The sequence below is a fragment of the Streptomyces sp. CC228A genome (assembly GCF_021390935.1).
GTDB lineage: Bacteria > Actinomycetota > Actinomycetes > Streptomycetales > Streptomycetaceae > Streptomyces.
This window is the reverse complement of sequence record NZ_JAJPUI010000012.1, coordinates 1-18,075: the sequence shown is the minus strand read 5'-3', so window position 1 is coordinate 18,075 and position 18,075 is coordinate 1. Positions and strand designations below refer to the sequence as shown.

The 18,075-nt window shown below is 72.0% G+C and carries 22 protein-coding genes, 1 tRNA gene, 1 pseudogene and 1 riboswitch; of the genes and pseudogenes, 17 read left to right on the top strand and 7 right to left on the bottom strand.

The window, feature by feature from the left end:
* Positions 1-62: 62 nt before the first annotated feature.
* The 6 genes from L6E17_RS27150 to L6E17_RS27130 all read left to right on the top strand — a co-directional run bounded on the left by L6E17_RS27150 (position 63) and on the right by L6E17_RS27130 (position 5,471).
* A complete protein-coding gene (locus L6E17_RS27150; RefSeq protein WP_236243317.1) occupies positions 63-1,577 on the top strand; it encodes a sodium:alanine symporter family protein in 1,515 nt (504 codons plus the stop codon).
* A 370-nt stretch (positions 1,578-1,947) separates the two neighbouring features.
* Positions 1,948-3,381: an amino acid permease gene (locus L6E17_RS27145; protein ID WP_236243316.1), complete on the top strand. Its 1,434-nt coding sequence runs from the start codon at positions 1,948-1,950 to the stop codon at positions 3,379-3,381.
* Between the two features lie 90 nt (positions 3,382-3,471).
* The gene (locus L6E17_RS27140) at positions 3,472-3,894 is read left to right on the top strand and encodes a Mov34/MPN/PAD-1 family protein (protein WP_236243315.1); all 423 of its coding nucleotides are present in this window, start codon (positions 3,472-3,474) and stop codon (positions 3,892-3,894) included.
* A 110-nt stretch (positions 3,895-4,004) separates the two neighbouring features.
* Positions 4,005-4,121: a putative leader peptide gene (locus tag L6E17_RS31675; protein ID WP_319020100.1), complete on the top strand. Its 117-nt coding sequence runs from the start codon at positions 4,005-4,007 to the stop codon at positions 4,119-4,121.
* Between the two features lie 121 nt (positions 4,122-4,242).
* On the top strand, positions 4,243-4,521 hold the full coding sequence (locus L6E17_RS27135; protein WP_236243314.1) for a MoaD/ThiS family protein: 279 nt from the start codon (positions 4,243-4,245) through the stop codon (positions 4,519-4,521).
* Complete coding sequence (locus L6E17_RS27130) at positions 4,521-5,471, top strand: PLP-dependent cysteine synthase family protein (protein ID WP_236243313.1); 951 nt, start codon at positions 4,521-4,523, stop codon at positions 5,469-5,471. Before L6E17_RS27135 ends, L6E17_RS27130 begins: the two co-directional genes overlap by 1 nt.
* Positions 5,472-5,728: 257 nt before the next feature.
* On the opposite strand, the gene L6E17_RS27125 is transcribed toward L6E17_RS27130, so the two are convergent.
* Entirely contained in the window at positions 5,729-6,229 is a 501-nt protein-coding gene (locus L6E17_RS27125) for a type II toxin-antitoxin system PemK/MazF family toxin (RefSeq protein WP_236243312.1), read from the bottom strand.
* 222 nt (positions 6,230-6,451) lie between these two features.
* On the opposite strand from L6E17_RS27125, the gene L6E17_RS27120 reads away from it, so the two are divergent.
* Positions 6,452-7,204: an MBL fold metallo-hydrolase gene (locus L6E17_RS27120; protein WP_236243311.1), complete on the top strand. Its 753-nt coding sequence runs from the start codon at positions 6,452-6,454 to the stop codon at positions 7,202-7,204.
* Positions 7,205-7,285: 81 nt separating this feature from the next.
* Here the strand turns inward: L6E17_RS27120 and L6E17_RS27115 are convergent, their stop codons facing one another.
* Positions 7,286-8,554 (bottom strand): PTS transporter subunit EIIC, encoded by a 1,269-nt coding sequence (locus tag L6E17_RS27115; RefSeq protein WP_236243310.1) that lies wholly within the window; start codon positions 8,552-8,554, stop codon positions 7,286-7,288.
* 487 nt (positions 8,555-9,041) lie between these two features.
* Positions 9,042-10,313: a PTS transporter subunit EIIC gene (locus L6E17_RS27110; protein WP_236243309.1), complete on the bottom strand. Its 1,272-nt coding sequence runs from the start codon at positions 10,311-10,313 to the stop codon at positions 9,042-9,044.
* Positions 10,314-10,506: 193 nt separating this feature from the next.
* Here L6E17_RS27110 and L6E17_RS27105 point away from each other — a divergent pair, with 193 nt between their 5' ends.
* Positions 10,507-10,761 (top strand): glucose PTS transporter subunit EIIB, encoded by a 255-nt coding sequence (locus tag L6E17_RS27105; protein ID WP_256220692.1) that lies wholly within the window; start codon positions 10,507-10,509, stop codon positions 10,759-10,761.
* Between the two features lie 143 nt (positions 10,762-10,904).
* Here the strand turns inward: L6E17_RS27105 and L6E17_RS27100 are convergent, their stop codons facing one another.
* Entirely contained in the window at positions 10,905-12,161 is a 1,257-nt protein-coding gene (locus L6E17_RS27100) for a helix-turn-helix domain-containing protein (RefSeq protein ID WP_236243308.1), read from the bottom strand.
* Positions 12,162-12,299: 138 nt separating this feature from the next.
* On the opposite strand from L6E17_RS27100, the gene L6E17_RS27095 reads away from it, so the two are divergent.
* The 6 genes from L6E17_RS27095 to rdgB all read left to right on the top strand — a co-directional run bounded on the left by L6E17_RS27095 (position 12,300) and on the right by rdgB (position 15,450).
* On the top strand, positions 12,300-12,653 hold the full coding sequence (locus L6E17_RS27095) for a hypothetical protein (RefSeq protein WP_236243307.1): 354 nt from the start codon (positions 12,300-12,302) through the stop codon (positions 12,651-12,653).
* An 88-nt stretch (positions 12,654-12,741) separates the two neighbouring features.
* Positions 12,742-12,870 carry a hypothetical protein gene (locus tag L6E17_RS30745; protein WP_268985704.1) on the top strand — a complete coding sequence of 43 codons (129 nt, stop codon included), beginning with the start codon at positions 12,742-12,744 and terminating at the stop codon, positions 12,868-12,870.
* Positions 12,871-13,334: 464 nt separating this feature from the next.
* Positions 13,335-13,532 (top strand): hypothetical protein, encoded by a 198-nt coding sequence (locus L6E17_RS27090; protein ID WP_236243306.1) that lies wholly within the window; start codon positions 13,335-13,337, stop codon positions 13,530-13,532.
* Positions 13,533-13,556: 24 nt separating this feature from the next.
* Positions 13,557-14,288, top strand: coding sequence for a ribonuclease PH (rph, locus tag L6E17_RS27085; protein WP_236243305.1), 732 nt, complete (start codon positions 13,557-13,559; stop codon positions 14,286-14,288).
* A 104-nt stretch (positions 14,289-14,392) separates the two neighbouring features.
* Positions 14,393-14,764: a hypothetical protein gene (locus L6E17_RS27080; protein ID WP_236243304.1), complete on the top strand. Its 372-nt coding sequence runs from the start codon at positions 14,393-14,395 to the stop codon at positions 14,762-14,764.
* A gap of 83 nt (positions 14,765-14,847) precedes the next feature.
* On the top strand, positions 14,848-15,450 hold the full coding sequence (gene rdgB, locus L6E17_RS27075) for an RdgB/HAM1 family non-canonical purine NTP pyrophosphatase (RefSeq protein ID WP_236243303.1): 603 nt from the start codon (positions 14,848-14,850) through the stop codon (positions 15,448-15,450).
* Between the two features lie 62 nt (positions 15,451-15,512).
* On the opposite strand, the gene L6E17_RS27070 is transcribed toward rdgB, so the two are convergent.
* A tRNA-Leu gene (locus L6E17_RS27070) sits at positions 15,513-15,596 on the bottom strand.
* 166 nt (positions 15,597-15,762) lie between these two features.
* Positions 15,763-16,230, bottom strand: coding sequence for a thioredoxin-dependent thiol peroxidase (bcp, locus tag L6E17_RS27065; RefSeq protein ID WP_236243302.1), 468 nt, complete (start codon positions 16,228-16,230; stop codon positions 15,763-15,765).
* A gap of 128 nt (positions 16,231-16,358) precedes the next feature.
* On the opposite strand from bcp, the gene L6E17_RS27060 reads away from it, so the two are divergent.
* From L6E17_RS27060 to L6E17_RS27050, 3 genes are all read left to right on the top strand, one after another.
* On the top strand, positions 16,359-16,679 hold the full coding sequence (locus L6E17_RS27060) for a DUF3618 domain-containing protein (RefSeq protein WP_236243301.1): 321 nt from the start codon (positions 16,359-16,361) through the stop codon (positions 16,677-16,679).
* A gap of 97 nt (positions 16,680-16,776) precedes the next feature.
* Positions 16,777-17,115 (top strand): co-chaperone GroES, encoded by a 339-nt coding sequence (locus L6E17_RS27055; RefSeq protein ID WP_236243300.1) that lies wholly within the window; start codon positions 16,777-16,779, stop codon positions 17,113-17,115.
* A 54-nt stretch (positions 17,116-17,169) separates the two neighbouring features.
* Positions 17,170-17,238: riboswitch (guanidine-III (ykkC-III) riboswitch) on the top strand.
* A 35-nt stretch (positions 17,239-17,273) separates the two neighbouring features.
* Positions 17,274-17,594 carry a multidrug efflux SMR transporter gene (locus L6E17_RS27050; protein WP_236243299.1) on the top strand — a complete coding sequence of 107 codons (321 nt, stop codon included), beginning with the start codon at positions 17,274-17,276 and terminating at the stop codon, positions 17,592-17,594.
* On the opposite strand, the pseudogene L6E17_RS27045 reads toward L6E17_RS27050, so the two are convergent.
* A pseudogene (locus L6E17_RS27045) lies at positions 17,588-18,075 on the bottom strand (penicillin-binding protein); the annotation flags it as partial. The gene L6E17_RS27050 and the pseudogene L6E17_RS27045 overlap by 7 nt on opposite strands.

Sequence of the window (18,075 nt, the reverse complement as noted above, 5' to 3'; positions counted from 1 at the left end):
CAACCCGCACCCCTCACTGCTGAGCACAGCCCAGCAGCCCCCTGCGCCATTGAGGTAGTCAGATGTCTCTCGACTCCATCGCCAAGACCATCGACACAACAGTCAGCGATATCGTCAAGCCCGTCGCCGACGCGGTCGGCGACGTCGTCTTCTACTCGGTGCCCGTCGGCGGCACCGAGCTGCCCCTGATCGTCGCCTGGCTCGTCGTCGCTGGTCTTGTCTTCACGGGCTGGTTCGGGTTCATCCAGGTCCGCAAGTTCAAGCTCGCGATCGACGTCGTGCGCGGCAAGTACGACGAGAAGGGGTCGGCCGGCGAGGTCAACCACTTCCAGGCCCTCACCGCGGCCGTCTCCGGCACCGTCGGCCTCGGCAACATCGCCGGTGTGGCGGTCGCCGTCTCCATCGGCGGCCCGGGCGCCACCTTCTGGATGATCCTCTGCGGTCTGCTCGGCATGGCGTCGAAGTTCGTCGAGGTCACCCTCGGCGTGAAGTACCGCGAGGTCCACGAGGACGGCACTGTCTCCGGTGGCCCGATGCACTACCTGCGCAAGGGCCTCGTCGACCGCTTCGGCGAGGGCGCCAAGACCGCCGGCAAGGTGCTCGCCTTCGCCGCCGCCGTCATGGTCCTCTTCTTCGGCCTCTTCGGCGGCAACCTCTTCCAGGTCAACCAGAGCTACAGCCAGCTGTCCGCCACCACCGGCGGCGCCTCCTCCACGTACGCGCTGTTCTTCGGCATCCTGATCGCCGCCCTCGTCGGCCTGGTCCTGCTCGGCGGCCTCCGCTCGGTCGCCAAGGTCACCAGCCTGCTGGTCCCGGTCATGGCCGGCATCTACATCGTGGCCTGCCTGGTCGTCATCCTGGTCAACGTCACCGCGCTGCCGGCCGCCGTCTCCCAGATCGTCACCGAGGCCTTCAGCCCGAAGGGCGTCGCCGGCGGTGTCATCGGTGCCCTGATCGTCGGTTTCAAGCGCGCCGCGTTCTCCAACGAGGCCGGTCTCGGCTCCGCCCCGATCGCCCACTCCGCGGTCAAGACGAAGCACCCCGCCTCCGAGGGCCTGGTCGCCCTGCTGGAGCCGTTCATCGACACGGTCGTCATCTGCACCATGACGGCGCTGACCATCGTCATCGCCCGCCCGGACAGCTGGCTGCAGGCCCGCGAGGGCGAGGACATCGGCGGCGTCACCATCACCTCGGACGCCTTCGCCACCGTGATGCCGTTCTTCCCGTGGATCCTGACCCTCGCGGTGCTGCTGTTCGCCTTCTCCACGCTGATCACCTGGGGCTACTACTGCCTCAAGGCCTGGACGCACATGTTCGGCCGCAGCAAGGCCAGTGAGATCACCTTCAAGGTGCTCTACTCGCTGATCGCCGTCCTCGGCTCGCTGATGTCCCTGGAGGCGCTGATCTCCCTGGCCGACTCGGTGCTCTTCATGCTCGCCGTGGTCAACATCATCGGCCTGTACCTGCTCGCCCCGGTCGTCAAGAAGGAGCTCAACTCCTTCCTGGAGTTCGTCCGCCGCCGCGACGCCGGCGAGGAGCCGGTGGAGCAGGAGGAGGAGCCCGCCAAGGTCCTCTGACCCCGGCGCGGCCTCCCGCACGGCACCCAGCGCCCCCGCACCGCCACCCACGGCGGAGCGGGGGCGCTCCCGTGTGCCGGGGCGGCCGGCGGGCGTTCGCTCAGCGGACGCTCAACTCCGCATAAAGATCTGTTCATGAATCCCCGCCCCTTTCGCCCCGGGAGATGCGGGTCTGGTGCGTTCTGGCTGTGCGCCGCGCCACAGCGACCGCTCCGCGGCCGTGTCCGATATGCGTACGCCCGTGATACATCTGCACGACCGCCCGGGAACGCCACCCCTGTCTCCCGGGGGCGCCACGGCCGGCCGATCGCCGGCGGCACTCCAAGCCATGTTCCGGGGGGATCAGCGCGGAGAAAGGCGCACCACGACCATGACCTCAGCGAAGGTCGAGACACAGCAGCACGGCACCGCGGGCACCGCGGAGGGCGACAGCGGAGGCGAGGGCTACCAGCGGGGACTGGGCGCCCGCCAGATCCAGATGATCGCCATCGGCGGCGCCATCGGCACCGGCCTCTTCCTCGGCGCGGGCACCGCCATCTCCAAGGCGGGACCGAGCCTGGTCCTGGCCTACGCCCTGGCCGGCGTCGTCATCTTCTTCATCATGCGGGCCCTGGGCGAGCTCCTCATGTACCGCCCGGTGTCCGGCTCGTTCTCCGAGTACGCCCGCGAGTTCGTCGGCCCCTTCGCGGGCTTCGCGACCGGCTGGACGTACTGGCTCTTCTGGGTCGTCACCGGCATCACCGAGGTGACCGCGGCCGCGACCTACATGACGTACTGGTGGGACATCCCCCAGTGGCTGTCCGCGCTCGCCTTCACCGTCGTCCTCTACGCGGCGAACCTGATCTCCGTGAAGCTCTTCGGCGAGCTGGAGTTCTGGTTCTCGATGGTCAAGGTCACCGCCATCATCGGCATGATCCTGATCTGCGCCGGCATCCTCACCCTCGGCTTCTCCGACGCCGGGGACACCGCGTCCGTCACCCACCTGTGGGCCGACGGCGGCTTCTTCCCGCAGGGCGTCGGCGGCACCCTCATGACCCTGCAGATCGTGATGTTCGCCTTCCTCGCCGTGGAGCTGGTCGGCGTCACCGCGGGCGAGTCCAAGGACCCCGAGACCACGCTGCCCAAGGCCATCAACACCGTGCCGTGGCGCATCGCCGTCTTCTACGTCGGCGCGCTCGTGATGATCCTCTCCGTGGTGCCGTGGAGCGAGTTCCAGCCGGGCGTCTCCCCGTTCGTCGCCGCCTTCGAGAAGATGGGCCTCGGCGTCGGCGCCGCCCTCGTGAACTTCGTGGTGCTCACCGCCGCCCTGTCGTCCTGCAACTCCGGCATGTACTCCACCGGCCGCATGCTGCGCGACCTCGCGCTCAACGGGCAGGGCCCGAAGGTCTTCACCCGCCTCACCCGGTCCGGCACCCCGCTGGTCGGCACCACCTTCTCCGCGGCCCTGATGCTCGTCGGCGTGTGGATCAACTACCGGTGGCCCGGTGACGCCTTCGAGAAGGTCGTCTCCTTCGCCACCGTGTCCGGCATGTGGGCGTGGATCATGATCCTCGTCTGCCACCTCCGCTACCGCGCCCGCGCCGACCGCGGCGAGCTGCCGCGGTCCTCGTTCCGGGCCCCCGGCGCTCCCTGGACCAGCTGGTTCGCGCTCGGCTTCCTCGGTCTCGTGCTGGCGCTCATGGCCGTGGACGCCCAGTCCAGGGTGTCCCTCTACTGCGCCCCCGTGTGGGGCGCCCTGCTCGGCGCCGCGTACCTGGCGCTGAGGGCCCGCAGCCCCGAGAACGCGGCGTTCCGCAAGCGCTGAACGGCCCCGTACCACCGGCTGTGTCCAGCATGCGGGCCCGCCCGTACCACCCTTCGGTACGGGCGGGCCGGTCTGCTTATCCTGAACCCCATGCTGACCATCACACGGGCCCTGTACGACCAGATCGTCGCGCACGCCCGCGCGGACCACCCCGACGAGGCCTGCGGCGTGGTCGCGGGCCCGGCCGGCACCGACCGCCCCGAGCGCTTCGTCCCGATGCTCAACGCCGCCCGCTCGCCCACGTTCTACGAGTTCGACTCCGGGGACCTGCTCAAGCTGTACCGCGAGATGGACGACCGCGACGAGGAGCCGGTGGTCATCTACCACTCGCACACGGCGACCGAGGCGTACCCGTCCCGCACCGACGTCTCGTACGCGAACGAGCCCGGCGCCCACTACGTGCTGGTGTCCACGGCGGACACCGACGGCGCCGGCCCCTTCCAGTTCCGCTCGTTCCGCATCGTGGACGGCGAGATCGCCGAGGAGGAGGTCGCGGTCGTCGAGGCGTACTGACCCGACCTGACCTGCGCCCCGCCGGACAGGCGTCCGCATGGCGAGCGGGCATCGTCCGCGATGCGAGATCACACTCTGGCGGGGCGACCGGGAATCGTTACGATGAGCGCATGGTTTCCCTCGACGTGAGCGAACAGACGCCGGGCACCGTCCTGCTCGTGGCGCGGCTGCACGTCGACCTGTGCCGCCTCGCCAGCGCCATGTGTCAGCACGGCGCCGCCGCCTGAGCCGCGGCCAGACGCGTACCGACCACCTCCACGCACCGCGCCGCACGCGGCCCGACCAGGGCGCACGGCGCCGCACCCGCACGTCCCGCCCTTTCCGCCGCCTTCCACAGGAGCCCACGCCATGGCCATCGAGGTCCGCATCCCGACCATCCTCCGCCCCCACACCAACGGTGCCAAGTCCGTCGAGGGCAGCGGGGACACCCTCGCCGACCTGTTCGCCGACCTCGAGACCCGCCACTCCGGCATCCAGGAGCGGATCGTCGAGGACGGCGAGCTGCGCCGCTTCGTCAACGTGTACCTGAACGACGAGGACGTCCGCTTCCTGGACGGCATCTCCACCAAGCTGTCCGACGGCGACAACGTCACGATCCTCCCGGCCGTGGCCGGCGGAATGCGCTGATGCGGTACGACAGCCCCCTCGCCGCCGTCGGGAACACCCCGCTGGTCCGGCTGCCGCGCCTGTCGCCCTCGGACGACGTGCGCATCTGGGCCAAGCTGGAGGACCGCAACCCCACCGGCTCCGTCAAGGACCGCCCCGCCCTCTACATGATCGAGCAGGCGGAGAAGGACGGCCGGCTCACCCCGGGCTGCACCATCCTGGAGCCGACCTCCGGCAACACGGGCATCTCCCTGGCGATGGCGGCCAGGCTCAAGGGCTACCGCATCGTGTGCGTGATGCCCGAGAACACCTCCCAGGAGCGCCGCGACCTCCTGGCGATGTGGGGCGCGGAGATCATCTCCTCCCCGGCCGCCGGCGGTTCCAACACGGCCGTACGGGTCGCCAAGGAGCTGTCCGACCAGAACCCCGACTGGGTGATGCTCTACCAGTACGGCAACCCGGACAACGCGGCCGCGCACTACGCCACCACCGGGCCGGAGATCCTCGCCGACCTGCCGTCCATCACCCACTTCGTCGCCGGCCTCGGCACCACCGGCACCCTCATGGGCGTCGGCCGCTACCTGCGGGAGCACAAGCCCGGCGTCCGGATCGTCGCCGCGGAACCCCGCTACGACGACCTCGTCTACGGCCTGCGCAACCTCGACGAGGGCTTCGTGCCCGAGCTGTACGACGCGTCCGTGCTGACCACCCGCTTCTCGGTCGGCTCCGACGACGCGGTGACCCGCACCCGCGAGCTCCTCCAGCAGGAGGGGATCTTCGCGGGCGTCTCCACCGGCGCGGCCCTGCACGCCGCGATCGGCGTCGGCCGCAAGGCGCTGAAGGCGGGCGAGCCCGCGGACATCGTCTTCGTCGTGGCCGACGGAGGCTGGAAGTACCTGTCGACCGGCGTCTACACCGCTCCCACCACGGAAGCCGCCATCGAGACCCTCCAGGGACAGCTCTGGGCCTGACGCCCGGCGCCCCCGGACCCGCCCCGCCCCCCGCGGGGCGGGCGGCGGGCACCGCGGCCCTTGCCGGGCACCCGCGCGCTGTCGTTCCTGCGCAACCCCAGGGCCCGGCCGGGCACGACCCGCCCGGGAGCGCCGCCGGCCCGGCCGGGGAGTTCCCGCAGGGGAGCAGTGCCGCCCGCCCGGCAGACAGGACGGCCCGTCGCCCGGCCGGCGGGACCGTACGGAGGCGGTCGGCCAACGGGACCGTACGGACGCGGCTAGCCCGCCGCCAGGTGCCGTACCTGGTCCCAGACCAGCGGGTCCACGGACCCCACCCGGCGGCGGAACTCCCCCAGCGGGACGCTCCGCAGCTCCTCCGTCTCCAGGAACCCGGCACGCCCCCGCGCGTCGCCCACGGAGCCCGGCGGCAGCGCGATCACCCCGGGCCGCTCGGCGCGGTACTTGCTGGTGATCTTGGCGACGAGCGCCTCGTCCCCCCGGACGGACAGGACCAGGCACGGCCGGTCCTTCGAACCGGGGCCGTCCTCGAACGGCACGTCCGCCCACCAGATCTCCCCCGGCTCCGGCCGCCGCCCCGGAGCGGGGCGCGTGCCGCCCGGCCGGCCCGCGGGCCGCCCCGGAGGACGGGTCCGCCCGCCGGGCCGCCGCGCGGGCCGCCGCCCCGCGCCCGCACCGCCCCGGCCCCAGCCGTCGGCCACGGCCGCCACCAGGGCGATCACCACGACGGCGCCGAGCGCCAGCCACCAGGACGTGTCCATACCTCCGGACGTTACCGTTCCGCCGCGCGCTCCGCCCGGCGGCCCCGGCAGCCTCCGAACCGGTGACAGCGCAGGTGAGTTCCCCCACAACGGGCCGTCGCGAAGGAGCGCCCCGCGCCCCCGAGCCGTACGCTCGTCGCACCGCACGACCTCCCCCAGCGCTCCCCCCGGGAAGCGCTTCCCCCGCCCCCGTCCCGCGTCGTTCACGGAGGTTCACGCTCCATGAAGCTCACCGTCGTCGGCTGCTCCGGGTCGTTCCCGTCCGCGGACTCGGCCTGCTCGAGCTACCTCGTGGAGGCCGACGGCTTCCGGCTGCTCCTCGACCTGGGCAACGGCGCCCTCGGCGAGCTGCAGCGCCACTGCGGTCTCTACGACCTCGACGCGATCTTCCTGAGCCATCTGCACGCCGACCACTGCATCGACATGTGCGCGTACTTCGTGGCCCGCTACTACCGGCACGAGGGCGGCCGCTGCGAGGCGATGCCCGTGTACGCCCCCGAGGGCGCCGAGCAGCGGCTGACCACGGCGTACGGGGACACCCCGTCCGCCACGTCGATGAGCGAGGTCTTCGACTTCCACACCCTGAAGTCCGGCCCCTTCGACCTCGGCCCCTTCACGGTGCGCACGGAACGGGTCTGCCACCCCGTCGAGGCGTACGGCATCCGCATCGAGCACGGCGGCAAGGTCCTGACGTACTCCGGCGACACCGGGGTGTGCGACGCCCTCGACACCCTGGCGGCGGACAGCGACCTTTTCCTGTGCGAGGCGTCCTTCACGCACGGCAAGGAGGACATCCCGGAGCTGCACCTCAACGGCCGGGAGGCCGGTCTGCACGCGGCGCGCGCCGGGGCGAAGCGGCTGGTGCTCACGCACATCCCGCCGTGGACGGACGGCGAGCGGAACCTGGCGGACGCCCGCGCCGTCTACTCCGGCCCCGCCGAGCTGGCCAGACCGGGCGCGGTGTACGAGCTGTAGCCCGCCGGCACGCCGAACGGGGGAGGGCCCCGGGATCCGCAGGGATCCCGGGGCCCTCCCCGTAACGGCGGCCGCCGCGGGCTACTTGGCCTCGGCCTTCTGCAGCTCGGCCAGCTCCTCGTCGGACTCGCGGCCCGGCGTCGGCAGGTTGAACTTGGTGATGGCGAAGCGGAACACCGCGTAGTACACCGCCGCGAAGCACAGGCCCACCAGGGCGAGGCCCGCCGGGTTGGTGGCGATGCCCCAGTTGAGCAGGTAGTCGATGGCGCCGGCCGAGAAGCCGAAGCCGTCCTTCATGCCCAGCGCCCAGGTCAGCGCCATGGACACACCGGTCAGCAGCGCGTGGATGGCGTACAGCACCGGCGCGATGAACATGAACGTGAACTCGATCGGCTCGGTGACGCCGGTGACGAACGAGGTCAGCGCGAGGGAGAACATCATGCCGCCGACGACCTTGCGGCGCTCGGGGCGGGCGCAGTGGACGATGGCGAGGCAGGCCGCAGGAAGGGCGAACATCATGATCGGGAAGAAGCCGGTCATGAACTGGCCCGCGGTCGGGTCGCCGGCCAGGAAGCGCGCGATGTCGCCGGTCTTGCCGTCGAACTCGCCGGCCTGGAGCCACGGGAAGGAGTTCAGCAGGTGGTGCATGCCGACCGGGATCAGCGCGCGGTTGGCGACACCGAAGATGCCCGCGCCGACGGCGCCGGAGCTCACCAGGCTCTCGCCCAGCCAGTGCAGGCCCGCGCCGAGCCACGGCCAGATCAGGCCGAAGACGATGCCGGCGAGCAGGCCGGCGAACGCGGAGAGGATCGGGACGAGTCGGCGGCCGCCGAAGAAGCCCGCCCAGTCCGGCAGCTTCGTCCGGTAGAACCGCTGGTACAGCAGGGCCACGATGATGCCCATGACCACGCCGCCGAGCACCTTGGCGTCGACCGCCTGCTCCACCATGACGATCTTGCCGTCGACGATGGCTTCCTTCTTCGGCAGGTTGCTGTCGGTGAAGGTGCCGAGGACGCTCTTGAAGACGAGGTAGCCGGTGACGGCGGCGAGGGCGGTCGAGCCGTCCGACTTCTTCGCGAAGCCGATCGCGATGCCGACCGCGAAGAGCAGCGCCATGTTGTCGAGCAGCGCGCCGCCGCCGGCGGCCATGTAGCCTGCGATCTTGTTGATGAAGGTCGGGAACGACTCCCTGCCGAGCATGTCGGGCTGACCGAAGCGCACCAGCAGCGCGGCCGCCGGCAGCACGGCGACCGGCAGCATGAGGCTGCGGCCGATGCGCTGCAGGACAGCCATCACGCCCGGGCCCTTCTTGTTCTGCTCCGCCGCGGGGGCGGCGCTGGCCGTGGACATCAACTTCCTCCAGTGGGCAAGGCGCCGCCCAGAAGGAGAAAACGGGGGACGGCGGCGTCTCAAGGGGGTGCGCGGCACGGGGAGATGGCCGCGTGGTCTACACCATTACTGGTGTAGACCTGTTGTAGCACGGTGGGGGATAGATAAGGAACCTGTGAAATCGTGATGTGACCTCCACGGTCCGTGCGCACCCCTGCGACCTGCACAACGGCCCCTGACGCCGGACCCGCAAAGCCCTGGTCCGGCACGGTGCGACCCCCCTGCCCCGCCCGTCACCCCGCCTGCGGGCGGCGGCTCAGCCGACGGTCACGGCTTGATGACGGCGGCGGCGCCCCCCGCGCCCGTACCGCCGCGTCTGCCGGATGCGCCCGCCGCGCCCGTACCCCTCCCTGCCTCAAGGCGCCCGCCGCGCCCGCCGTGCTCGTACGCCGCTCCGGGCGTGTGCGGGTTCCGCGGCGGCCGCCGACTCCGCGGGGCCGGCCCGCCCTCAGGGCTTCGTGGCGTCGCGCTCCATCTCCGCCTCGACCTCCGGCGGCTCCCGCCCCGGCGTCCTCAGGTCGAAGAACGTGATCGCGAACCGGAACACCGCGTAGTAGACGACGGCGAAGACGAGGCCGATCGGGATGATCAGCCACGGCTTCGTGCCCAGGTGCCAGTTCACCACGTAGTCGATCAGCCCCGCCGAGAAGCTGAAGCCCGCGTGCACGCCGAGCGCCCACGTCACCGCCATCGACGCGCCCGTCAGCAGCGCGTGCAGCCCGTACAGCAGCGGCGCCGCGAACATGAACGAGAACTCGATCGGCTCCGTCACCCCGGTCACGAACGAGGTCAGCGCCACCGACGCCATCAGGCCCGCGATCTCGTGCCGCCGCTCCGGGCGGGCCGTGTGGGCGATCGCGAGCGCCGCCGCGGGCAGGCCGAACATCATGATCGGGAAGAAGCCCGACATGAACTGCCCCGCCGTCGGGTCCTCGGCGAAGAACCGCGTCAGGTCGCCCTGCACCACGGTCCCTTCCGGCGTGGTGTACTCGCCCGCCTGGAACCAGAAGAACGTGTTGATGAACTGGTGCATGCCCACCGGGATGAGCAGCCGGTTCGCCACCCCGAAGATCGCCGCGCCCCATGCCCCGAGGCCGATCAGCTGCCGCGCGAACCACTCCAGCCCCTCACCGACCGGCTCCCACAGCAGCCCGAACAGCACGCCCAGCACCACGCCGAGGAACGCCATCTGGATCGGCACCAGGCGCCGCCCGTTGAAGAAGCCCAGCCAGTCCACCAGCTTCGTGCGGTGGTACCGCTGCCAGACCACCGCCGTCAGCAGCCCGATGAGGATGCCGCCCAGCACCCCGGGGTTCTGCGGCACCCCCTCCGGCACCTCCGGCGTGACCGTCCCCTCCCGGGGGAACGCGCGCAGCACCCCGTCGTAGACGAGGAAGCCCACGACCGCCGCCAGCGCCGTCGAGCCGTCCGCCTTCTTGGCGAACCCGATCGCCACGCCGATGCAGAAGAGCAGCGGCAGCCCGAACGAGCCGTCCAGGATCGCCGTACCGCCCTGGAGCAGGACGTCCGACGTCGTGTCCCAGAACGCGCCGTCCAGGTACGCCGAGAACAGGTTGCCCAGGCTCACCAGCAGGCCGGCCGCCGGCAGCACCGCCACGGGCAGCTGCAGGCTGCGCCCGACCTTCTGCAACCCTTGGAGCAGCGTGCTCCGCTTGGACCTCCGCGGGGCCGCGGCGCTCGACGCACCCTCCGTGCTCATCGGGACCTCCCGGAAACCACGACGGAACAGGCAGACTGGTGTAGACCAGTGCGGTAGGCTCCCGAAGCCCGGCCGTGGGCGGGACGCCGATGATCGTCATGATCCGTGACGGGGCGGCAGCCCGCCCGCGTAGATGGGCCAACCGTGAGTTACCGTGACAAAAGCGGACCTACGGCGCGCCGAGACTGCGCTCTTGGAACACAGGGAGAAACACATGGCCAGCAAGGCTGAGAAGATCGTCGCCGGGCTCGGCGGGCTCGACAACATCGAAGAGGTCGAAGGCTGCATCACCCGCCTGCGCACCGAGGTCAACGACCCCGACCTGGTCGACGAGGCCGCGCTGAAGGCCGCCGGCGCCCACGGCGTCGTCAAGATGGGCACCGCGATCCAGGTCGTCATCGGCACCGACGCCGACCCCATCGCCGCGGAGATCGAGGACATGATGTGACCCACGCGTCCCGGTGACCTGCACCGGACGCACGGAAACCCCGGTGACCTGCGGCGGTGCATCCTCCGTCGCCCCGCGGATCCCCGGGGTTCCTTGGTGCCGCCTGTACGGCATGTGTACGGGAGAACCGGCCCCGGCGGTGGTCAGTCGTACTCGCGGAGAGCGGCAACGAGGTCTCGTCCCTCCCGAGCGGCTCGGCGCATGAGCACGGCCGCCGTTGTGTGCAGCTCGTTCCACGAGTGCGGGCGGCCGACGGCGGAGGCGTCCGGAACGGTCGCCACGGCCACAGCGGCGGCCTGCGCCGACTCCCCGGCTCCGGCCAGGGCGTGCGCCAGGCACGCGCGGTACCAGGCCCTGTCCCGGCGGAAGTCCTCCGGCAGGGCGCCCAGCCCTTCCGTGAGCTGCTCGACAGCCGAGTGCCAGTCCCGCAGGTGCAGCGACGCCATGCCGCGTTGCAGGGTGAACCAGGTCTCGTCGTAGAAGTACATCCACGCCGGCTCGTCCTCGGGGCGCTCAGACGCCCGCGTGATGAGCCCCTGCGCCTCGTCCAGCAGCCGCCGGGCGCCGTCTGCCTCTCCGTCCAGTGCGTGTCCGCGGGCGGCCATCTGCGCGGCCATGCCCTGCACCCCGAGCGACGTGCCCGGCGCCGACCAGCGGGCGGCCTCCGCCAGCCGCACGCATCGGGTACCGCGCCCGCCGGACCACGCCATGTGTGCCTTCATGCTGAGCGTCGTGGCCGCCATGTCGGCGTCTCCGGCCTCCAACGCCCATTCGTGGGCCCGGTCGTACCACGCGAGCGCGGAGGCGGTCTGGGCCTGGTCCTGGGCCATCCACGCCAGGAACTGCGCGTGCTCGGCGGCCAGCCGCACGACCCGGTCCGCCAACGCGCCGCGTGCTCCGCCGTGCAGATCCACCACGGTCCGGAGCTGCTGGTGCATCACGTTGACGAGTGGCCGCGAGCCGATACGGTCCTCGGCCCGGCGGTGCTCCGCCAATAGCCGGTCAAGCCAGTCGAGCGTGGCGTCGTCCACGTGGTGCGAGGCGTCGACGACGCTCGTGACCCGGGCCAACAGGTCCTCGTCTGGTGCAACGCCAGGGAGCATCAGCCCCGGTACCGGCATCATGCTGCGGCCGATTCGTGCCGCCACGGCTTGCAGGTCGGACGGGATGCCGAGTCCGGCAACGATGCGTTGCCGGACTTCCACGGACGTGACCTTGCGGCGTCCGCGCTCGATGTCGGACACGTCCGGCTGCACCAGGCCGACCCGTTCCCCGAGCTTCGTCTGGCTCAGGCCGCTGAGCTTCCGGTACGTGCGGAAGACGGCGCCCCAGTCCTCCTTCGTGACCGCCGCCGCCAAGTCCGGGTGAGAGGACCACAGGTCCTCGGAAGGTGCCCCCATATCCCCAATATAGGGCGGCGCTATAGGGCCATGGGATGGGTGTAAACGCACGTCGACGCAAGGGTCTTGGACACGAAGACCCCGGCGGCCGAGCGACCGGCCCCGGGGCGTGGCCAACGCTGACAAGGAGCGTCGACAGTGCCCGACACTATCCGCGTCCTGCCCCTCTGGGCGAGGCTCGTCCTCGGCTTGCGCGGCCCCGGCCGCCACCGACTTTCACCAGGCGCGCACAGCAGCCGCACGGCCCCCGGACGCCTCATGCCGTCTGCTGCGGACAGGCGGGGCTGCCCTGGAGCCAGGCAGCTTCCCGCGCACCACTCCCCGTACACGCAGGACGTACCCCTGGAGGGCGACCACGTCGCCCTCGTTCGTCCGCACCTGATCGAGTTCGAGAGGCGGCAGGCACGCGCCCGCCGGCGGCGACGGCTGACCCTCGCCGTCGCCGCGGACTGCCGGATCGACCTCCACCGGCTGGGGGTGCCTGGTGAGTGAGGCCCTGACTGGTGCCACGTCCCCCGCGGCGCGGAAGCCGGTCCGTATGTGCGTGCGCTGCCGCCACATCACCGACACACCCGTGCTCGTGACGGAGATCCACTCGGCGAGTGGTCCGGGGTTCAGCGTCTACTGCTGCCCGACGTGCGCCCGGTACTGCTTCGCCCACCCGCAGCACGAGCCCGCTCGGCCCGGCAACCCGGACGGCACCTGGTGACCGGCGGGCGCCTCACGATCCGGGAGGCGTGGACGGAGAGGGAGCGGACGGGGAAGTCGGGAGCATGCGTCGTCGATGAACACGGCTTCTGCCACCCGGTGAGCGTGTACGTGCAGCGCCCGGGCGGGCCGACGGTCGGTCCCGTCGTCTCCGTCACGTGTACCTGCCCGTGCCATGACGGGCGCCCCACCCTGCGGCACGTGGTGCACCCGTAGACCGGCCGTCCGTCCGCGATCATCCAGGTGAGCGGGCGGACGGCCACCAGACGACCACCCGCCCCGCCGGTGGCGGGCCCCGCGCCCCCGCCACCACCGGGCGTGCCCGGCACCGCTCCCGACAGGCCGCCCCGCCGCCGACCGCGGCCCCCCGCCCCCAGCGGCTGCGTTCGGCGACTTGCGGCACCATGGGCACGGACGCCCCACCGGTGGGTAGCATCCCCGTGCGGAGGCGAGAGGAGCCACGCCATGCACACCCCGCACCCCGCCACGTACACCGCTGAGATCACCACCACGCCGTGCCCCCGGTGCCAGGCCACCGTCGCCGGCGTCAACGGCCGCTACGCCTGCACCTTCTGCGGCTGGTGCAGCCCCTACGTGCCGCCGGAGACCACCCCCGTCTGCACCCCCTGCCGCGACGGCTGCACCGCGCATCCCGCCGACTAGCCGCCACCGCCTAGGCTCTACGCCATGTCTCGAATCGACGGCCGCACCCCAGAACAGCTCCGCCCGGTCACCATCGAACGCGGCTGGACCAAGCACGCCGAGGGCTCCGTCCTCATCTCCTGCGGCGACACCCGCGTCCTGTGCACGGCCTCCGTCACCGAAGGCGTCCCGCGCTGGCGCAAGGGCAGCGGCGAAGGCTGGGTCACCGCCGAATACTCCATGCTCCCGCGCTCCACCAACACCCGCGGCGACCGCGAATCCGTCCGCGGCAAGATCGGCGGCCGCACCCACGAGATCTCCCGCCTCATCGGCCGCTCCCTGCGCGCCGTCATCGACTACAAGGCCCTCGGCGAGAACACCATCGTCCTCGACTGCGACGTCCTCCAGGCCGACGGGGGCACCCGCACCACCGCCGTCACCGGCGCCTACGTCGCCCTCGCCGACGCCGTCGCCTGGGCGCAGCGCAAGAAGCTCGTCAAGGCCGGCCGCGCGCCCCTCACCGGCACCGTCGCCGCCGTCTCCGTCGGCATCGTCGACGGCACCCCCCTCCTCGACCTCTGCTACGAGGAGGACGTCCGCGCCGAGACCGACATGAACGTCGTCTGCACCGGGGACGGCCGCTTCGTCGAGGTCCAGGGCACCGCCGAGGCCGAGCCCTTCGACCGCAAGGAGCTCAACGCCCTCCTCGACCTCGCCACCGGAGGCTGCGCCGACCTCGCCGCCCTCCAGCAGGCCGCCCTCGGCGCCACCGCCTGAGCAACCCGACGCCCCCGATCGGCGTCTTCGCCCCCGCGGGCGTACGCGCGCCCCCCAGGCCCGTACGCCCGCCCGCCGCCACCACCCCGGGGAGGACCCCAACCATGCGCCGTACCGCCCTGACCGTCGCCGCCCTCGCCCTCACCACGACCGCCCTCACCGGATGCGGCGCCCTCGACACCGCCTTCGACTGCGTCAGGACCGCCGACGCCATCGCCACCAGCGTCGACCGCCTCAGCCAGGCCGTCGGCAGCGCCGGCGACCCCACGCAGATCCAGGAGTCGCTCGACGACATCGACCGCGAGCTCGACAACCTCCGCGACACGACCGGCAACGCCGACCTGACCCAGGCCGTCGACGACCTCTCCGCCGGTGTCGACACCGTCCGCACCGCCGTGGAGAAGGGCGACACCACGCCCGACCTCACGCCGATCACCAACGCGGCCTCCGAGGTCGCCAAGGTCTGCACCCCGTAGGGCACTCCCCGGGCGCACCCCCGGCCGATGCCCTGCGGCGCACTCCGCGGGGCACCGGCCGGGGCACCGGGATACTGGACGCCATGACCCGCCTGATCCTCGCCACCCGCAACGCCAAGAAGATCACCGAGCTGCGCGCCATCCTCGCCGACGCCGGGCTCACCCACGACCTGGTGGGCGCCGACGCCTACCCCGAGGTCCCGGACGTCAAGGAGACCGGCGTCACCTTCGCGGAGAACGCGCTCCTCAAGGCGCACGCCCTGGCCCGGGCCACCGGCCACCCGGCCATCGCCGACGACTCCGGCCTCTGCGTCGACGTCCTGGGCGGCGCGCCCGGCATCTTCTCCGCCCGCTGGGCCGGCACCCACGGAGACGACCGGGCCAACCTGGACCTGCTCCTCGCCCAGCTCGCCGACATCGACGCCCCCCACCGCGGCGCCCACTTCGCCTGCGCAGCCGCCCTGGCCCTGCCGGACGGGACGGAGCACGTCGTCGAGGGCCGCCTGGAGGGCACCCTGCGCCACACCCCGTCGGGCACGGGCGGCTTCGGCTACGACCCGGTGCTCCAGCCGCACGGCGAGACCCGCACGTGCGCCGAGCTGAGCCCCGAGGAGAAGAACGCCATCAGCCACCGGGGCAAGGCGTTCCGCGCGCTGGTCCCCGTCCTGCGGGACGTGCTGGGCTGAGGGCGCGTACGGCGAAGGCCCACCCGGGGCAGGTGCCCGGGTGGGCCTTCGCGGTGCCGTCGTGCGGCCGGTGGGACTCGAACCCACATGGGCTGACGCCCAGAGGCACCTAAAACCTCCGCTTATACCGATTCAGCAACGGCCGCGTGCCCGCCCATGCTACCGGTGACCCGGTGCCCGTCCACGCGGGATTCCCGCTTCCGCAGCCGAGCCCAGCCGGCCGCGCCCGCGTGGCAGTCGGGCCGCCGGCCGGCCCCCGGGAAGCCGGACGGCCCGTACCGCGCGGTCGCGGTACGGGCCGTCCACGGCGGCTCAGATGCCGAGGTCCTTGATCAGCTTGGCGACGTGGCCGGTGGCCTTCACGTTGTAGAGGGCGCGCTCGACCCTGCCCTTCTCGTCGACGATCACCGTGGAGCGGATGACGCCCGTCACCGTCTTGCCGTACAGCTTCTTCTCGCCGAAGGCGCCGTACGCCTCCAGGACCGCCTTGTCCGGGTCGCCGACCAGGGTGACCTTCAGGTCCTCCTTCTCGCGGAACTTCGCCAGCTTCTCCGGCTTGTCCGGGGAGACGCCGATCACGTCGTACCCCGCGCCCGCCAGGACCTCCAGGTTGTCCGTGAAGTCGCAGGCCTGCTTGGTGCAGCCGGGCGTGAGGGCCGCCGGGTAGAAGTAGACGATGACCTTGCGGCCCTCGTAGTCGGCGAGGGAGACGTCCTTGCCGTCCGCGTCCGGCAGGGTGAAGGCGGGGGCGGTGTCGCCGGGCTGCAGTCGCTCGCTCATGGCTCTGGTCTCCTCGCGGGTGCTCGGGTGCTTGCCCGACCGAGCCTAATGGGGGTCTGTGGCGGGCTTCCGGGCGACGAGCTGACAGACTGGCCCTTGACAACACCACGGACCTTCGGAGGCAGCGCGTGTCGGACGACAGGACCCCTGCGCAGATCGAGGCGGACATCATCCGCCGGCGCGAGCAGCTGGCCCTCACGCTCGACGAGATCGGTGTGCGGGTGCACCCGAAGACGATCATCGGTGACGCGAAGGCGCGGGTCGCGTCCACCGTGGACGAGACCGCCGGCCGGGCCTTCGTCGCGGTCAACCGGGTCGTGACCGACGTCCGCGAGCGGTTCGTCGCCGAGGACGGCACGCCGCGCCTGGAGCGGGTCCTGCCGGTGGCCATGGTCGCGGTCGGCGTGATCGGGCTGATCGCGGTGACCGCCCGCCGCCGCAAGGGCTGACCCCGGGCCCGCGGGCCCCCGCGGGACCCTCGGCCGGAGCCGCCGCGAGGGCTGACCCCGGGCCCTCGCGGGGCCGGCGGCCGGGTAAGTTCATGGGGTGAGCGAGAACACCCACGACAAGTTGCCCATCCGGATGCTGCACGACCGGGTGCTGGTCCGGTCCGACACGCCCGAGGGCGAGCGGAGGTCCGGAGGCGGCATCCTCATCCCGGCGACCGCTGCCGTAGGCCGCAGGCTGGCCTGGGCCGACGTGGTCGCCGTCGGCCAGAACGTACGGACCGTGGAGCCCGGCGACCGGGTGCTGTACGACCCCGAGGACCGCGCCGAGGTGGAGGTCCGCGGCGTGGCGTACGTCCTCATGCGCGAGCGCGACCTGCACGCGGTGGCGGCGGACCGGTTCGAGGGGTCGGAGGACTCCACGGGGCTCTACCTCTGAGCCGTCCCGGGGCACCGCGCCACCTCTGAGCCGTCCCGGGGCACCGCACCGCGCTGTTTGCTAGCGTGGAGGGCACCCCGACGAGACGCGCCGTACCGGGTCCCAAGGCAAAGACGACGCACCACGGAAGAGTTCCTCCCTCCGGAAGGTGTGTCGTCATGGCCTGGGTTCTGCTCATCGCCGCCGGTCTGCTGGAGATCGGCTGGTCGGTCGGGATGAAGTTCACGGACGGCTTCACCCGGCTGTGGCCGAGCCTGCTGACCGGCCTCGGCATCGTCGCCAGCATGGCGCTGCTGGCCCAGGCCGCGAAGACCCTGCCCATCGGCACGGCGTACGGCGTGTGGGTGGGCATCGGTGCCGCCGGAGCGGCGATCGTCGGCATGGTCGTCCTCGACGAGCCGGTGACCGCCGCCCGGATCTTCTTCGTGTGCCTGCTGCTGGTGGCCGTGGTGGGCCTGAAGGCCACCTCCGGTCACTGAGCGGCGGGCGGGCGGCTGCCGGTGGCGGCCGGTCCACGGCCGTGGCCGCCGCCCTGCCGTCCCGCCGGCTCGTGCCACAGGTCCGGTTCCCGCGCCCACGGGTCGCGTGCCGGGGGCTCCTGCCCCCACGGGTGCTGCGCCCACAGGTCCGGGGCCGGCGGCTGCTGCGCGTGGCGCAGGTGGTCCGGTACGCGCAGGTCGAAGTCCCGCACGGGCTCGGCCTCCAGCACGGTGCTCGTGTAGTGCGCCCACACCTCCGCGGGGGCGCCGCCGCCGTTGATCCGGGGCAGCCCCATCGCGCCGTACAGGGGCTTCTGGGCGCCGGTCTTCGGATCCTGGCCCATCAGGGCGACGACGGTGGCGAGCTCCGGGGTGTAGCCGGCGAACCAGGCGGCCTTGTCGTCCTCCGCGGTGCCCGTCTTGCCGGCGGCGGGCCGCCCGACAGCGCCCGCCGCGGTGCCGGTGCCGCCCTCGACGACGC

What these genes read in the sequence shown, in the direction of transcription:
- L6E17_RS27150 (WP_236243317.1), top strand. Translation starts at nt 63, where the DNA reads ATGTCTCTCGACTCCATCGCCAAGACCATCGACACAACAGTCAGCGAT.
- L6E17_RS27145 (WP_236243316.1), top strand. Translation starts at nt 1,948, where the DNA reads ATGACCTCAGCGAAGGTCGAGACACAGCAGCACGGCACCGCGGGCACC.
- L6E17_RS27140 (WP_236243315.1), top strand. Translation starts at nt 3,472, where the DNA reads ATGCTGACCATCACACGGGCCCTGTACGACCAGATCGTCGCGCACGCC.
- L6E17_RS31675 (WP_319020100.1), top strand. Translation starts at nt 4,005, where the DNA reads ATGGTTTCCCTCGACGTGAGCGAACAGACGCCGGGCACCGTCCTGCTC.
- L6E17_RS27135 (WP_236243314.1), top strand. Translation starts at nt 4,243, where the DNA reads ATGGCCATCGAGGTCCGCATCCCGACCATCCTCCGCCCCCACACCAAC.
- L6E17_RS27130 (WP_236243313.1), top strand. Translation starts at nt 4,521, where the DNA reads ATGCGGTACGACAGCCCCCTCGCCGCCGTCGGGAACACCCCGCTGGTC.
- L6E17_RS27125 (WP_236243312.1), bottom strand. Translation starts at nt 6,229, where the DNA reads ATGGACACGTCCTGGTGGCTGGCGCTCGGCGCCGTCGTGGTGATCGCC.
- L6E17_RS27120 (WP_236243311.1), top strand. Translation starts at nt 6,452, where the DNA reads ATGAAGCTCACCGTCGTCGGCTGCTCCGGGTCGTTCCCGTCCGCGGAC.
- L6E17_RS27115 (WP_236243310.1), bottom strand. Translation starts at nt 8,554, where the DNA reads ATGTCCACGGCCAGCGCCGCCCCCGCGGCGGAGCAGAACAAGAAGGGC.
- L6E17_RS27110 (WP_236243309.1), bottom strand. Translation starts at nt 10,313, where the DNA reads ATGAGCACGGAGGGTGCGTCGAGCGCCGCGGCCCCGCGGAGGTCCAAG.
- L6E17_RS27100 (WP_236243308.1), bottom strand. Translation starts at nt 12,161, where the DNA reads ATGGGGGCACCTTCCGAGGACCTGTGGTCCTCTCACCCGGACTTGGCG.
- L6E17_RS27090 (WP_236243306.1), top strand. Translation starts at nt 13,335, where the DNA reads ATGCACACCCCGCACCCCGCCACGTACACCGCTGAGATCACCACCACG.
- rph (WP_236243305.1), top strand. Translation starts at nt 13,557, where the DNA reads ATGTCTCGAATCGACGGCCGCACCCCAGAACAGCTCCGCCCGGTCACC.
- L6E17_RS27080 (WP_236243304.1), top strand. Translation starts at nt 14,393, where the DNA reads ATGCGCCGTACCGCCCTGACCGTCGCCGCCCTCGCCCTCACCACGACC.
- rdgB (WP_236243303.1), top strand. Translation starts at nt 14,848, where the DNA reads ATGACCCGCCTGATCCTCGCCACCCGCAACGCCAAGAAGATCACCGAG.
- bcp (WP_236243302.1), bottom strand. Translation starts at nt 16,230, where the DNA reads ATGAGCGAGCGACTGCAGCCCGGCGACACCGCCCCCGCCTTCACCCTG.
- L6E17_RS27050 (WP_236243299.1), top strand. Translation starts at nt 17,274, where the DNA reads ATGGCCTGGGTTCTGCTCATCGCCGCCGGTCTGCTGGAGATCGGCTGG.